Origin of the sequence: Mesobacillus maritimus, assembly GCF_019749255.1 — a bacterium.
GTDB classification, from domain to species: Bacteria; Bacillota; Bacilli; order Bacillales; family Cytobacillaceae; genus Mesobacillus_B; species Mesobacillus_B maritimus_A.
In genome coordinates this window covers 179,939-195,057 of sequence record NZ_JACWFH010000009.1, presented here as the reverse complement: position 1 = coordinate 195,057, position 15,119 = coordinate 179,939, and the positions used below count along the sequence as shown (strand labels likewise).

The following is a 15,119-nucleotide window of genomic DNA, read 5'->3' as shown; positions in this document are numbered from 1 at the left end:
GTGCTTAAGATGGTATCTTCATTAAAAAAGGGGAGTCTGGTTGGCTTACATACCGTGTGGACGTTAGGGAAAATCATTTTTCCGGTGACGTTAATCATCTCGATTCTTCAGTTCACACCCGTGTTGCCTTGGGTTATTGAGTTGGTGACTCCGTTAATGGCTTTGATTGGCCTATCGGGGGATGCAGCGATTCCTCTTGTATTGGGGAATTTTCTTAACTTATACGCAGGAATTGGTGCCATCCTTACTCTCGACTTAACGGTCAAAGAAGTTTTTATTATCGCTGTGATGTTAAGCTTCTCACATAACTTGTTTATTGAAACAGGTGTGGCATTAAAGGTAGGTGTTAAGCTCTGGGTAGTCCTTGTGGTTCGCCTCGGATTGGCCTTTATATCAGCCATTGTGATTAACCTTGTTTGGCAAGGGGGATCAGAAATCGCAAAGTACGGAATGATTCCTGTACAGCAAGAGCAGCCAACTGGATGGTTTGCTATCATCCTTGAGGGAATTGAAAAAGCTGGTATGGGGATATTGCAAATCGCTGTGATTGTAATTCCGCTTATGATTGCCATTCAAATTTTGAAAGACTTGAAGTGGCTGGATGTCTTTTCAGGCTGGATTTCTCCGTTTACGAGAATGCTTGGAATGAAAGAAAACACATCTATGACTCTCGCAACTGGACTTTTAATTGGTTTGGCAATGGGTGCAGGGGTGATGATTCAAGCAGTTAAGGAAGATGGTGTATCGAAAAAAGATGCAACGATTGCGTTTATCTTTCTGGTCGCCTGCCATGCGGTGATTGAAGATACACTGATTTTTATTCCACTTGGAATACCTGTGGTTCCATTGCTACTCATTCGAATCATTACCGCGATACTTCTAACAATCACTGTAGCGTTTATATGGAACCGAGTCGGCATTGCCAAACGAAAGGAAGCTGTATATGAACACTAAAATCGACACACTTTTATTTGATTTAGATGGTACTTTAATTGATACCAATGAGCTGATTGTCTCATCTTATTTGCATACATTAGATCGATACCTTCCAGGACAATACAAGCGGCAGGATGTGCTGCCCTTCATGGGGCCGACCTTAAGAGAGGTTTTTGAAGGAATTGATTCTCAAAGAGCCGATGAAATGATACGAACTTACCGTGAATACAACATTTCCAATCATGACAGCTTGGTTACCGAATTTGAAGGCGTCTACGAGACCATCCGTACCTTAAGTGAAAAAGGCTATAAGCTCGCGGTGGTAACGACTAAGCTCGCAGATACTGCAAGAATGGGCTTGAAGCTCACTGGTTTAGATAAGTATTTTCCTGTTCTTATCGCTCTTGATCATGTAGAAAAGGCTAAGCCAGATCCAGAACCCATTTTTAAAGCTTTGGATAAGCTAGGATCGAAGCCAGAGAACGCCATGATGGTAGGAGACAATCATCATGATGTACTCGCCGGGAAAAATGCTGGGACAAAGACAGCGGGTGTTGCTTGGACTCTAAAAGGAAGGGAGCATCTTGCCGCCTACGACCCAGACTTTATGCTGGAGCAAATGTCCGACCTCTTGTCCATCCTAGAGGTGAGATAATGAGGAATACAGTTCGCCATCAGGTCGAAGGAGCCAATTCCCTTTGGCATGTTTATAAAACAGTTCCCTTTTTAAAGGTTGTTAAAAATTTTATTATTATCCAGATGGCTAGGTACACTCCGTTTTTATCAATGAAAAACTGGTTGTACCGGACTTTTTTGAAGATGAAAGTCGGTGACCAAACATCCTTCGCTCTAATGGTGATGTTAGACGTGATGTTTCCAGAGAAGATTCAGGTTGGTCGCAATACCGTAATCGGCTATAATACAACAATTTTAGCCCATGAATATCTTATAAAAGAATACCGCCTTGGCGATGTCATCATCGGCGACGAAGTCATGATCGGTGCGAACTCAACCATTCTGCCGGGTGTCGTTATCGGCGATGGCGCCTTTGTCTCAGCTGGAACTGTCGTTCATAAAGACGTTCCAGCAGGTGCATTCGTTGGCGGAAACCCCATGAGAGTCGTCTATACAAAAGAAGAACTAGCGAAACGCTGGGCCGATGATCCGATATATGGGGAAAAATAAACCTGCAACTGTAGGTTTATTTTTTTTGACCAGCTTTGGCTGTCAAATCGACCATTAGATGATCTGGTACAAAATAGAGAAGCTCTGTAATTCCTCGAGCTTGGTACCCTATTCAAAGGGGATAGCAGGAGGTGGTTGGTGCCCTATCTAAGGGGAAAAGCAGAGAGAAAGGGAACCAATAGGAGTGGTAGGTGCCCTATCTAAGGGGGAGAGCAGAGAGAAAGGGAATCAATAGGAGTGGTAGGTGCCCTATCTAAGGGGAAAAGCAGAGAGAAAGGGAACCAATAGAGGTGGTAGGTGCCCTATCTAAGGGGGAGAGCAGAGAGAAAGGGAACCAATAGAGGTGGTAGGTGCCCTATCTAAGGGGAAAAGCAGAGAGAAAGGGAACCAATAGAGGTGGTAGGTGCCCTATCTAAGGGGAAAAGCAGAGAGAAAGGGAACCAATAGACTAGATTGATAACCTAACTTAGAAGCTAAGCGAGAAGTATGGTAACCAATGAGTGTGCTTGACTGCCTAACTAAGAGGTAACCAGGAAGAAAGGGACCGAAACCCTAATTACCCGATTCTAGAAAGAATCCCCATACAAACCAAAAAAACGGCAGCGAAGGAAAAACTCCGCTACCGTTTTTACAAATAAAACCCATCAAGCTGTATTCTTTTTCTTCTTATCCTTCTTTTCAGTCTGCCCTTGCTGAACGAACGTGTCATCTGCTTTCAACACCTTGTAAAGCGTAAAGGTCATCGCTAAAAGGATGATTGTAAACGGAAGCGCGGCGACAATGGATGCCGTTTGTAGTCCCGCTAACCCGCTGGAAATAAGGAGAACAGTGGCAATTGAACTCATCAATACACCCCAAATGATTCGTACGCGTACAGGTGGGTTTAAGCTTCCTCCTGTCGTCATACTACTTAGGATGAAAACAGCTGAGTCTGCTGAGGTTACCAAGAAGGTAAGAATCAGCAGCATCGTCATGATAGAGACTAAGAAAGAAAAAGGCAATTGATCGTATAGACTAAATAACGCACTAGTGATGTCATTATCTACGGCTGCTGCAATATTGGCTCCACCGAATAAGTCCATGTGAAGGGCAGTTCCTCCAAACACAGCAATCCACATTAACGCGACAGCAGGAGGCGCAACCATTACCCCAAGAATAAACTCACGAACCGTTCTACCTCGTGAAACTCGGGCAACAAAAGCACCAACAAATGGTGACCAAGCAATGGCCCAAGCCCAGTAAAAAACAGTCCACTCTCGTGACCAATTATTTTCTGTGTATGGATTTAGACGGAAGCTATAGTTCACAAAGTTAGTCAGGTAATCACCGATTCCAACGATAAATGTATCTAATATAAATACGGTTGGTCCGGTAATAAAAACAAATAACATTAACAATAACGCGCCACCAAGATTGAAGTTACTTAACCATTTAATTCCTTTATCTAACCCAGTTGATGATGAAGTAATAAATAATACGGTCATCACAGCTATAATCCCAATCTGGGGCCAAATTCCAGTTGGAATCCCCAATACCGTATTTAAACCACCATTGATTTGCATGATACCCATTCCTAATGAGGTAGCTACCCCCATTACCGTTGCTACAACGGCAAGGATATCAATCCCATTCTTCAATCTCGGCCTGTTTCCGATCAGCGGAGTTAAACTAGTAGACACTAATCCATTTTGTTTTTTCTTAAATTGAAAATAAGCCATGATTAGACCGACAATTGCAAAAACCGTCCATTGACTCACACCGTAGTGAAAAAAGGAATAGCCGATTGCCACACGTGCAGCCTGTTCTGATAGCGGTTCCACTCCAGAGATTGGCGTATGGTTAAAATGGGTCATTGGTTCGCCAACACCATAAAACACCAGCGCAATTCCAAAACCTGCTGAAAATAGCATCCCAATCCATGTGAATAATGAATAAGCAGGTGTTTCATCTTGCCCACCAAGACGAATATTTCCATATTTACTGAAGACAAGGTAGATGAGAAAAACAGTAAAAATAAAGATTGCTAGTAGATAGAGCCAACCAAATGACGAGGTAGTGAAGGTTAAAGCGGCATTTGCTCCTTTAGCAAATGTAGTAGGAAATAATGCACCAACCAGTACGAAAACTCCTAAAGTAATGGCAGATACCCAAAAAACACTATTTAATTTATTTTTGTTAAACATCAACTCTCCCTTTCTAGTACTTTTTTTCCGCAAATGAAAAATAAAAAAAGTAAGAACGAAGGGGGTCACCACTCGGGTAAGGGTTTTTGGATTAGATAAGTGGTTAGATATGGCGGGAATTCGTTTTCCTATTATCACAATTTAACAGTCCTCTTTACATGGAGCCTTTATTAGGTGCGAAAACCTAAAAGGACCCATTCATTCTTTTGCTTAAGAAGTCCCCTTCTTTTTAGCAAAGAAAACACATTGTGAAAGTAGGAAAAATAATTCCTTTTTTAGCCTATGACCTGAATTCTTACTTTACCGGAACATATCCTCCCTTCCTATTTATATATTACCCAAATATTCTTAACTAAAACAAACTTGAGGATGTACCGTAAACGTTACTAAACGAGAGGAATTCGGATGTTTATTGGGAAAATGCCGAATTTTAGAGGAATTTCCCGAATAATAGCTAATTCTAAATAATGTAATAGTTTTAGCTGTAATACTTGTAGTCTAAGAATTACTACGTTTTTTTATCTTGACGTTTTTATTTCAAAACGGTAAACTACATATAACTTTATTTCATTACCATATTAGCGAACTAAAGCATATATACATATGAAATATAAAAGCGGAAAATGGAACGATAGCCAAGCGAAAAGGGTGAATAGAATGAGTCGATTATTCATGTTTGAGAAGCCTCTTGGAATGAGGGATACGTTACCAAACTTATATGAAACGAAGCAGCATGTTAGGTCTGCACTTGAAACAGAAATGAAACGTTGGGGATACCAGTTTATTGCTACCCCAGCACTTGAATATTATGAGACAGTCGGAACCGCATCCGCGATTCTCGACCAGCAACTTTTTAAACTTCTTGATCAGGAAGGGCATACACTAGTGCTTCGGCCAGATATGACGGCACCAATTGCGAGAGTGGCAGCTTCTAAGCTTTTAAATGAAAACTTACCAATTAGGCTTGCCTATTCTGCTAACCTTTTTCGTGCCCAGCAACGTGAAGGTGGGCGTCCAGCTGAATTTGAGCAAGTTGGTGTAGAATGTATTGGTGATGGAACCGTCAGTGCAGATGGGGAAATGATTGCTTTAGCTGTTTCAGTATTGAAAGAGTCCGGCCTAAAGGATTTCCAATTATCAATCGGACATTCAGGTTTTGTAAAAGAATTATTTGTTCAAATTCTTGGAAATGAAGAACGAGCCCAAGAATTAACGAAGTTTTTATACGAAAAGAATTATGTAGGGTATCGAGAGCATGTGAAATCCTTGCCGTTATCTTCGATTGACAGCCAGCGTCTCTTAGCTTTCCTTAATCTGCGTGGTGGCATGGAAGTAATCGGCAAGTCCCTTGATTTAATTGAAAATGAAAAAGGGAAAGAAGCGATTCTTGAACTCCAAGAATTATGGAATATCATCAGTGATTATGATGTTGCAAATTATATTAAGTTTGATCTAACGCTTGTGAGCCATATGAGTTATTACACAGGCATTTTGTTTGAGGTTTATGCCGGCAATGTAGGCTTTCCGATAGGGAACGGGGGCCGGTATGATGGCTTGCTAGAAAAGTTTGGAAGGTCCACAGGCGCAACAGGCTTTGCCATCCGACTAGACCGACTCATCGAAGCATTGGGAGAAATTGATGAGACAGCTCCTGTTGAATGCATTTTGTTTAGTCCAGAGCGTCGAAAAGAGGCGTGTGGACTGGCGAAAGAGCGCAGAATAGCAGGCAACCAGGTTGTGCTTCAAGACATTAGCGGTGTCAAAGACCTGGATGCATGTACAAAAAAATACTCTGACGTTACGTTTTTAGTTGGAAAAGCAGGGAAGGAGCCGGTGAAATGACTGTGAAAGAACCATTAACCATTGCCATGCCGAAGGGGCGTATTTTCGAGGAAGCGGCGGAATTACTTCGTAAAGCTGGCTACCAGCTCCCACCTGAGTTCGATGATTCACGCAAACTTATTATTGATGTTCCGGAAGAGAATTTTCGGTTTATTTTATCAAAACCAATGGATGTAGCTACCTATGTAGAGCATGGTGTGGCGGACCTTGGGATTGCTGGGAAAGATGTTTTACTTGAAGAAGAGCGAGATGTTTACGAACTTCTCGATTTAAAAATAAGTGCTTGTTATCTTGCTGTAGCAGGTTTGCCAGGCACGAAAATGAATGATGTTGCTCCTAAAATTGCAACAAAATACCCAAATGTTGCAGCTGCATTCTTTCGTGAGCAAGGGGAACAAGTAGAGATTATTAAGTTAAATGGATCAATCGAACTTGCCCCACTCATTGGGCTTTCTGATCGGATTGTTGACATTGTCTCGACAGGACAGACCTTAAAAGAAAACGGACTCGTTGAATACGAAACAATTACTACGATTACATCAAGGTTGATTGTCAACCCAGTAAGCTATCGAATGAAAGATGAACGAATCACGGGAATCGTAGCTTCGTTAAGTGAAGTGATTTAATCTTGCCCCTGTGTAAGGACTAAGGTGAACATGGAGTGTTGATTGAGGCGGAAATCAACAGATAAATAGAACAACCTCTTTTAGAAAGAGAAAGTCGGTCCTATTTTGAAAGGATGATGGAGTTGAAGATAGTAAAAGTTAGTGGCGATGTTTCGATAAAGAGATCCGTCGACAGTGGGACAGAGGAGCAACGCGAAGCGGTAAAAAAAATCATTGCTGATGTTCGGCGCTCTGGAGACGCAGCGGTTATTGCCTATACTGAAAAGTTTGATCTAGTATCGCTTTCCTCGCTTAAAGTAAAACGTTCGGAAATCGAGGATGCGTATGAAGAAATGAACGATAGCTTGGTGCCCATTATCCAAGAAGCGGCAAACAATATCCAGAGTTATCATGCAAAGCAACAAAAGAACTCATGGATTACAACTGAGGAAAACGGGACGATACTAGGACAAAAAGTGACTCCTTTAGATTCAGTTGGAGTTTATGTTCCTGGTGGAACAGCTGCCTATCCTTCTTCTGTTCTAATGAATGTGATTCCTGCAAAGGTAGCTGGCGTAAAGCGCATCGTGATGGTCTCTCCTCCTGGTGAAGACGGCAAGCTGCCTGCTGGCGTTCTCGTTGCGGCCGATATTGCAGGAGTAGAAGAAATCTATAAAGTTGGTGGAGCCCAAGCCATCGCAGCTTTAGCTTATGGAACTGAAAAGATTCAGCCTGTTGATAAAATCACGGGTCCAGGAAATATTTACGTCGCTTTAGCGAAGCGTGAAGTGTTCGGCGATGTTGATATTGATATGATTGCCGGTCCTAGTGAAATCACTGTCCTTGCGGATGAGAGTGCAAACGCGGATGAAATTGCAGCTGATCTTTTATCGCAAGCTGAACATGATATGCGCGCAAGCTCTGTTCTTGTCACAACTTCTTCGGTCCTGGCAGAAGAAGTTCAACGGGAAGTAACAGCTCAACTCGCAAGCCTTCCTAGAAAAGAAATTGCCCAAAAGTCGATAGAAGACTTTGGTGCCATCTATGTGGCAAGTGATTTACAGGAAGCGATCGAGGTCGTGAACCAATTGGCTCCAGAGCATTTAGAGATTGTCACAGAGAACGCCATGGAACTTCTTGGCCAAATCCGTCATGCAGGAGCCATTTTTATTGGGCGTTATAGTTCAGAACCTGTGGGTGATTATTTTGCTGGACCGAATCATGTTCTTCCAACAAATGGAACTGCACGATTCTCAAGTCCGCTTAATGTCGAGGATTTCCAAAAAAAGTCAAGCATTATTGCCTATAGCGAAAGAGCTTTACGTGAAAATGGTGAGAAGATTGCACAGTTTGCTCGGCTTGAGGGCCTTGAAGCTCATGCTCGTGCAGTTGAGACTAGATTGAAAAAATTTACTAAATAAAAAGTGGGATACATATTGGGAGGAATGAAGGATGGAGAGAGTGGCAACGGTCGACCGAAGAACGAATGAGACCAATATTCAGCTAAGCCTAGGAATTGACGGCGAGGGTTTTTCAGAGCTTGAAACAGGAGTTCCTTTTTTAACCCATATGCTTGATTTGTTTGCCAAACATGGGCAGTTTGACTTAAGTGTTCATGCTAAAGGAGATATTGAGGTTGATGACCATCATACAACTGAGGACATTGGAATTTGCCTAGGACAGGCGTTACGCGAAGCACTAGGTGATAAGCGTGGAATTAAACGTTATGGAAATGCCTTTGTGCCGATGGATGAGGCATTAGCGCAAGTGGTCGTCGATTTAAGCAACCGTCCGCATTTAGAGTTGCGCGGTGAATTTCCTTCTCAAAAAGTTGGCACCTTTGATACGGAATTGGTCCATGAATTTTTATGGAAATTGGCTCTTGAGGCAAGAATGAATCTTCATGTTATCGTTCATTACGGTCACAACACCCACCATATGATTGAGGCTGTTTTTAAAGCATTGGCTCGTGCGCTTGATGAAGCAACGACCATCGATCCACGGGTAAAAGGGATTCCATCCTCGAAAGGAATGCTGTAAATGATTGGAATCGTCGATTACGGTATGGGGAACTTGTTCAGTGTCAGCAAAGCCCTCGAACGACTTGATGCAGCTTATTTTATTTCGGAAAAGACGGAAGAACTGCAGAATGCAGACGCCTTATTGGTCCCTGGTGTTGGTGCGTTTCCAGATGCAATGGAACGTCTGAATGAACTAGGACTTTCCGAAATGATCCGCGAGTTTGCGGCGACAGGGAAGCCTGTATTGGGCATTTGTCTTGGTATGCAGCTTTTATTTGAAGAAAGCAAGGAAAATGGTGTTACCAAGGGGCTTGGTTTATTACCAGGAACAGTTGAGCGTTTCCCAGGGCAGACAGCCGAAGGGGAATCTTATAAAGTCCCTCATATGGGCTGGAACAAGCTACGATTTACGAATGTTTCGCCTTTAACGGAGGCTGTGCAGGCAGGGCATGTCTATTTTGTTCACTCTTACTATGTAAAAACTGAAGATAAGGACGTTCTGATTGCCGTCAGTGATTATGATCTTGAGGTACCTGCAGTGGTTGGCAGAAAAAACGTATTTGGGATGCAGTTTCATCCTGAAAAAAGCAGTAGAATAGGAATGGAGTTGCTAAGCAATTTCACGCGTTTAGCACAATAGTAAGGTAAGTTAATAGACGTAGAACATAAAAAAGAGAGGGGGGCTAGTATGAGTTTTATCATATATCCTGCCATAGACATGAGGGGCGGCAAATGTGTTCGACTTCTTCAAGGAGATTACGGAAAAGAAACAGTTTATGGGGATTCCCCATTTGATATGGCAAAATCTTTTGCTGAATCAGGTTCAGAATGGATCCATATGGTGGACCTCGATGGCGCCCGGGACGGGAAACGGGTCAATGATACATATGTGATAAAGGCGGCCAACGAGCTAAAGGCCAAGGTACAAATTGGTGGCGGAATTCGGACTGAGGCTGACATTGCCCATTACCTTGATAACGGCGTTTCTAGAGTTATCATCGGAAGCATTGCGGTTTCGAACCCAGAGTTTGCCGAAGAGATGGTAAGGAAGTATCCTGGTAAAATTGCCATTGGTCTTGATGCGAAAGACGGCTATGTAGCTACACATGGTTGGTTATCAACATCAGAGGTGAAGGCAGTCGACTTAGGAAAACGCTTTGCAGAAGCTGGTGCTGACACGTTTATTTTCACCGATATTGCCACAGATGGTATGCTTTCAGGTCCAAATGTGCAAGCAATCCAGTTACTTGCTGAAGAAACAGGAAAAAGTGTCATCGCCTCTGGTGGAGTAAGCCAGCTTGGAGATTTATTGGCATTGAAAGTGTTGCAATCCGTCGGAGTAAGTGGAGCAATTGTAGGGAAAGCCCTTTATGAAGGTCGGTTTAGTGTGAAGGAAGCATTGAAAGCGGTGGCTGAATCATGTTAACAAAGCGTATTATTCCGTGTTTGGATGTAAAAGAAGGCCGAGTGGTAAAAGGGATTCAATTTGTTCAGCTTCGCGATGCGGGCGATCCTGTCGAACTGGCGCGCTTTTACGATGAACAGGGAGCAGATGAACTGGTGTTTCTAGATATTTCGGCCTCGAATGAGGGACGAAAAACAATGGTTGAAGTCGTGAAAGCTGTTGCTTCGGAGCTTGCGATACCATTTACGGTCGGCGGCGGGATTAACTCGTTAGAAGACATGAAACGGATTTTGCGTTCCGGGGCAGATAAGGTGAGCCTCAATACCGCAGCAGTGTTAAATCCTAGCTTGATCACGGAAGGAGCCGACTTTTTTGGCACCCAGTGTATCGTCGTGGCGATTGATGCTAAATATGATGCGGAGATAGGTTCGTGGCGTGTTTATACTCATGGTGGAAGAACGGCGACAGACCATGAAGTGATTGAGTGGGCTCGTGAGGCGGTTCGTCTTGGTGCGGGAGAAATCCTTTTAACGAGCATGGATAGTGACGGTGAAAAGAAAGGCTTTGACCTAAAGCTGACAAAGGCGGTTAGCGAAGCTGTTTCTGTCCCAGTTATTGCCTCAGGTGGAGCGGGGAATGCTGACCATTTTGTTGATTCATTCGTTGAAGGAAAAGCAGACGCGGCACTAGCAGCTTCTATTTTTCATTATAAAGAAACCTCGGTGGCAGAAGTAAAAACATACCTCCGTGAAAAAGGAGTGGAAGTTCGATGAACGTAGAAGAACTAAAATTTGATGATAATGGTTTAATCACGGCGGTTGTCCAGGATGCAGTTACCCGTGAAGTCTTGACCGTTGCATATATGAACAAAGAGTCACTTGGAAAATCGCTTAAAACGCGCGAGACTTGGTTTTATAGTCGATCTCGCCAAGAGCTTTGGCACAAAGGTGAGACAAGTGGCAACACACAAAGAATTGTTGATATGAAGTATGATTGTGACGGAGACGCATTAGTAGTTCTCGTTGAACCTGCTGGGCCAGCATGCCACACAGGTCGTGTTAGCTGTTTTAACGAAAGTCTTTTGCAGGAAGAAAGCGTGACTTCTGAAGCTAATGCTCTCTCCGATTATCGAATTTTACAAGCGCTGGAACAAGTGATCGCAGACCGTGAACGCGAGCGTCCGGAGGGTGCTTATACCACTTACCTGTTCGAAAAAGGCGTTGATAAAATTTTAAAGAAGGTTGGCGAAGAGGCCTCAGAAGTCATCATTGCCGCCAAAAATCGCGACAAAGAAGAATTAAAATGGGAGTCAGCGGACTTACTTTATCATTTACTTGTCCTACTCCGTGAACAAGAGCTACCGTTTAAAGAGGTATTAGCTGTATTAGACAAGCGTCATATGGAAAAGAAATAATAGTATGCTACCGACCAGGCTGATTTCTGGTCGGTTTTTCGTTTTCTTGGGAACTTTGGAGGAAGAAAGCTAGTTTATGTTGATTTTTATTCCCTCTACGGGGAATATCCTGCCGACAATCAGCCATATATTCCCTCTTTGGGAATATATTTGGACGTATATTCCCTCAGGGTGAATATAACTTCTCCTAGCTAGGGGGAATATCTAGTCTCAAATAGGGAATAAAACTTCTCTATGAGGGAATATAATTTTACTTACCAGTGATTCCATTATTTTTATTCTCCCTACAGGGAATAAAAAACACCCCACACCCTATAAAATTGCATTTCTTTCACACTATCTAGCTCCTAATTCAAATAAACCCCCCGTCCAATCCTCAAAGCGTGACCCAATCACAGAGAAAACCTCAGGAATGCGTCGTGTTATCGTAAAAAAGCTAATACTTTCAATTTGACAAATGATACCCCCGAGCGACTAAAAAGAATGCTAAATATCTAATGACCGATAATAGAAAGAGCCAGAGCTCGCAAGCCATATTGATTACCCAAAATTAACCTTCACCGAACACCGTTGACTATGTTATACTTATTTGGTTAAAAAACCTTTTGTGGAGGACAAAATGGGAGAAGACTCTAAAGCAATAAATCAAAAAGGGCAACTACTGTCATTTGTCCCGACAGGTGAGTACTATTTCACCAAAGGGGTCAAAGCGTATCAACGCCGGGATTTGTTGCGGGCTCATAAATATTTTAGTCGTGCCATGCAACTAGAGCCAGGCGAACCGATGATTATCTGTCAGCTCGCGATCGTTTCAACCGAGCTTGGGGAATACCAACAGTCAATCAGCTTATTAAAAATGATCCTTGAAGAATTGGATGAAGAAATGGTAGAGTGCCATTATTTCTTAGCAAACAATTATGCTCATTTGGGCTTATTTAAAGATGCATATCATTATGCCAACCTTTACTTGGAGTTAACACGGGACGGGGAGTTCAGCGATGACGCTGAGGAACTACTTGAACTGATTATGCTTGAGGCAGACGATTTAGAGGAAGCTCTTTTTGAAGAGGATAGCCTTATCGTTAAACAAGAAGAGGCTAGATCTCTCCTTGAAGCAGGTGAGTTTCTAAGAGCAATAGACATATTCGAAGAACTTATCGAAGAATATCCTGAGTATTGGTCTGCTTATAATAACCTGGCCTTGGCCAATTTTTATCTTGGTCATCAAGTCAAAGCCAATGAAATTCTTGACCAAGTGCTTGTACAAAACCCTGGGAACCTGCATGCGCTATGCAATAAGCTAGTATTTGCTTATTATCAAAAACGAAGTGAGGATGTTCAAACTTTGGTTGCGACTCTTGCTAAAATCCAACCTCTTTTAGCAGAACAACAGTTTAAGCTTGGAGCAACCTTCTCGTTGATTGGCGAATATGAGCTTGGGTACAAATGGTTAAATCGCTTAAGAAAATACGGTCATGAGGGAGATGGGGCTTTTTATTATTGGCTCGCACATTCTTCTTATCACACTGGTCGGGAACAAGCGGCTAAAAATCATTGGAAAAAAGTGCTTGAGTATAGTCCTGAAAAAGCGGGGCATGAGCCTTGGGGAATCCAGGAACTTGGCCTAGATACACAAGTTACAACGATTATAAAAAGATTCCAGAGCGAACACCCTGAAGAACGCCTTTTTGCCTTGTTTTTAACGTCAGTTTCAGGCCAGAAGGAGGAAATTCTTTCTGCTAATAAAATTGCCGATAACTTGACAGGGCTAGAAAAGAGCTATCTATCCTATGTTCAATCAGGAACATTCAATCCAGGTATGGAACCAGTAATCGGAGCGCACGAAACGGCTCTCGTTTTATATGACTTCCATCAACCAATTGATCATGAGGAAGCAGGCATTTATTTAATCTGGTTTGCTGTGTTCGATAAGGCTGTCAAGGATGGCTTTAATTTTAAAAATAAAAAGGCTTGGGCAGCTGCCGTTGAATTTGTATGGGAAAAGCTCCGAGAAGGGAAAATTACGAAAATTGCCGTAGCGAAAAAGTATGGACTTTCCGTTTCTACCCTAAACAAATACATCGATTTAGTCGGCGAATGCCTAGAGTAAGGTAGGTAAGTTAAGGTGACAGGCACCATCCAGTTTCTGGATGGTGCCTGTCACCTTTTTTAGTCACCTTTTTTACGGTGCAAGCAAAAATTTGGACTCTTTCTTATTTGTTTTATAGGATAAAGGTAGGTAGCAGATACTAACTATTATCGTAATTGTTCAACAAGGATATACTGCTATATAAAGGAGTGGAGGATATGTCTGAGGAAAAAATTTATGATGTCATTATCATTGGAGCAGGTCCAGCGGGAATGACAGCTGCTGTTTATACATCACGTGCAAATCTTTCTACGCTTATGCTTGAGCGTGGGGTTCCTGGCGGGCAAATGGCCAATACGGAAGATGTTGAAAACTATCCAGGATTCGATAGTATCTTAGGACCAGAACTTTCAACAAAAATGTTCGATCATGCGAAAAAATTCGGTGCTGAGTATGCGTATGGGGATGTAAAGGAAATCATCGATGGCAAGGAATACAAGACCATTGTTGCAGGTTCCAAACAGTTTAAGGCTCGTGCCATTATTATTTCAGCCGGTGCAGAGTATAAGAAGATTGGTGTACCAGGCGAACAAGAGCTTGGTGGTCGTGGTGTTTCTTATTGTGCAGTTTGTGACGGAGCGTTCTTCAAAGGGAAAGAACTTGTCGTCGTCGGTGGAGGAGACTCAGCCGTTGAGGAAGGTGTTTACTTAACACGTTTTGCATCCAAGGTTACGATCGTACACCGACGTGATGAGTTGCGCGCTCAAAAAATTCTTCAAGACCGTGCCTTTGCGAATGAAAAAATTGATTTTATCTGGAACCACACTGTTAAGGAGATCCATGAGAAAGACGGAAAAGTGGGCAGCTTGACCCTTGTATCCACTAAGGATGGCGAGGAAATGGAGTTTAAAGCGGATGGAGTATTTATCTACATCGGCATGGTTCCATTGACAAAACCATTTGAAGGGCTTGGCATCACTAATAGCAATGGATATATTGAGACAAATGATAATATGGAAACGAAGGTTCCCGGGATTTTTGCTGCAGGGGATATCCGTGAAAAATCTCTGCGCCAAATTGTAACGGCAACAGGCGACGGAAGTATTGCAGCGCAGCAGGCACAACATTTTGTTGAGGAACTAAAAGAGGAATTAAAGGCAAAAGCCTAAGCCAATCGAAGTTTTTTGGTTCGGCAAGGTTCGTCTTTGTTTTATCTTCACAATAACGTAATTTTTAATTAACTCTACTGTAACAGTAGTGAAATATTTATCGGGTACAATAGAATTACAAATTGACCCCCTTTTAAAAATATACGTATTGGTGCACAGGCTTTGCCTGTGCTATTTTTTTGTCCTTACATATAGTACAGCCTCTCAAATAGGTATATAACACCATTTCATTCGACCTATCTTTCCCAAGGGATATATTGACAAAATTAT

At 42.5% G+C, this 15,119-nt stretch carries 14 protein-coding genes; 13 read left to right on the top strand and 1 reads right to left on the bottom strand.

The genetic code is table 11. The features are described from left to right. Nucleotides 1-9: 9 nt before the first annotated feature. From H0185_RS09600 to H0185_RS09590, 3 genes are read left to right on the top strand one after another with little or no spacing between them, the layout of a single operon-like run. Nucleotides 10-954, top strand: coding sequence for a nucleoside recognition domain-containing protein (locus tag H0185_RS09600; RefSeq protein WP_221873273.1), 945 nt, complete (start codon nucleotides 10-12; stop codon nucleotides 952-954). Then, on the top strand, nucleotides 944-1,591 hold the full coding sequence (gene ppaX, locus H0185_RS09595) for a pyrophosphatase PpaX (protein WP_221873272.1): 648 nt from the start codon (nucleotides 944-946) through the stop codon (nucleotides 1,589-1,591). The genes H0185_RS09600 and ppaX overlap by 11 nt, the downstream gene beginning before the upstream one ends. Then, nucleotides 1,591-2,121 (top strand): acyltransferase, encoded by a 531-nt coding sequence (locus H0185_RS09590; protein WP_221873271.1) that lies wholly within the window; start codon nucleotides 1,591-1,593, stop codon nucleotides 2,119-2,121. Before ppaX ends, H0185_RS09590 begins: the two co-directional genes overlap by 1 nt. 644 nt (nucleotides 2,122-2,765) lie before the next feature. Here H0185_RS09590 and H0185_RS09585 read toward each other — a convergent pair. Next, the gene (locus H0185_RS09585) at nucleotides 2,766-4,304 is read right to left on the bottom strand and encodes a BCCT family transporter (RefSeq protein WP_221873270.1); all 1,539 of its coding nucleotides are present in this window, start codon (nucleotides 4,302-4,304) and stop codon (nucleotides 2,766-2,768) included. A gap of 657 nt (nucleotides 4,305-4,961) precedes the next feature. Here H0185_RS09585 and H0185_RS09580 point away from each other — a divergent pair. From H0185_RS09580 to trxB, 10 genes are all read left to right on the top strand, one after another. Further along, a complete protein-coding gene (locus tag H0185_RS09580; RefSeq protein WP_221873269.1) occupies nucleotides 4,962-6,146 on the top strand; it encodes an ATP phosphoribosyltransferase regulatory subunit in 1,185 nt (394 codons plus the stop codon). A gap of 2 nt (nucleotides 6,147-6,148) precedes the next feature. Further along, the gene (gene hisG / locus H0185_RS09575; RefSeq protein WP_221873380.1) at nucleotides 6,149-6,772 is read left to right on the top strand and encodes an ATP phosphoribosyltransferase; all 624 of its coding nucleotides are present in this window, start codon (nucleotides 6,149-6,151) and stop codon (nucleotides 6,770-6,772) included. Between the two features lie 122 nt (nucleotides 6,773-6,894). Continuing rightward, a complete protein-coding gene (gene hisD / locus H0185_RS09570) occupies nucleotides 6,895-8,172 on the top strand; it encodes a histidinol dehydrogenase (RefSeq protein WP_221873268.1) in 1,278 nt (425 codons plus the stop codon). A gap of 31 nt (nucleotides 8,173-8,203) precedes the next feature. Next, nucleotides 8,204-8,791, top strand: a complete 588-nt coding sequence (hisB, locus tag H0185_RS09565; RefSeq protein ID WP_221873267.1) for an imidazoleglycerol-phosphate dehydratase HisB — start codon at nucleotides 8,204-8,206, stop codon at nucleotides 8,789-8,791. Continuing rightward, nucleotides 8,792-9,412, top strand: coding sequence for an imidazole glycerol phosphate synthase subunit HisH (gene hisH, locus H0185_RS09560; RefSeq protein WP_221873266.1), 621 nt, complete (start codon nucleotides 8,792-8,794; stop codon nucleotides 9,410-9,412). Between the two features lie 48 nt (nucleotides 9,413-9,460). Then, on the top strand, nucleotides 9,461-10,198 hold the full coding sequence (gene hisA, locus H0185_RS09555; RefSeq protein ID WP_221873265.1) for a 1-(5-phosphoribosyl)-5-[(5-phosphoribosylamino)methylideneamino]imidazole-4-carboxamide isomerase: 738 nt from the start codon (nucleotides 9,461-9,463) through the stop codon (nucleotides 10,196-10,198). Continuing rightward, nucleotides 10,192-10,950 carry an imidazole glycerol phosphate synthase subunit HisF gene (gene hisF / locus H0185_RS09550; RefSeq protein WP_221873264.1) on the top strand — a complete coding sequence of 253 codons (759 nt, stop codon included), beginning with the start codon at nucleotides 10,192-10,194 and terminating at the stop codon, nucleotides 10,948-10,950. The genes hisA and hisF overlap by 7 nt, the downstream gene beginning before the upstream one ends. After that, a complete protein-coding gene (gene hisIE / locus H0185_RS09545; RefSeq protein WP_221873263.1) occupies nucleotides 10,947-11,591 on the top strand; it encodes a bifunctional phosphoribosyl-AMP cyclohydrolase/phosphoribosyl-ATP diphosphatase HisIE in 645 nt (214 codons plus the stop codon). Before hisF ends, hisIE begins: the two co-directional genes overlap by 4 nt. Before the next feature lie 619 nt (nucleotides 11,592-12,210). Beyond that, complete coding sequence (locus H0185_RS09540) at nucleotides 12,211-13,701, top strand: tetratricopeptide repeat protein (RefSeq protein WP_221873262.1); 1,491 nt, start codon at nucleotides 12,211-12,213, stop codon at nucleotides 13,699-13,701. A 197-nt stretch (nucleotides 13,702-13,898) separates the two neighbouring features. Next, nucleotides 13,899-14,849 carry a thioredoxin-disulfide reductase gene (gene trxB / locus H0185_RS09535; RefSeq protein ID WP_221873261.1) on the top strand — a complete coding sequence of 317 codons (951 nt, stop codon included), beginning with the start codon at nucleotides 13,899-13,901 and terminating at the stop codon, nucleotides 14,847-14,849. Nucleotides 14,850-15,119 lie beyond the last annotated feature (270 nt).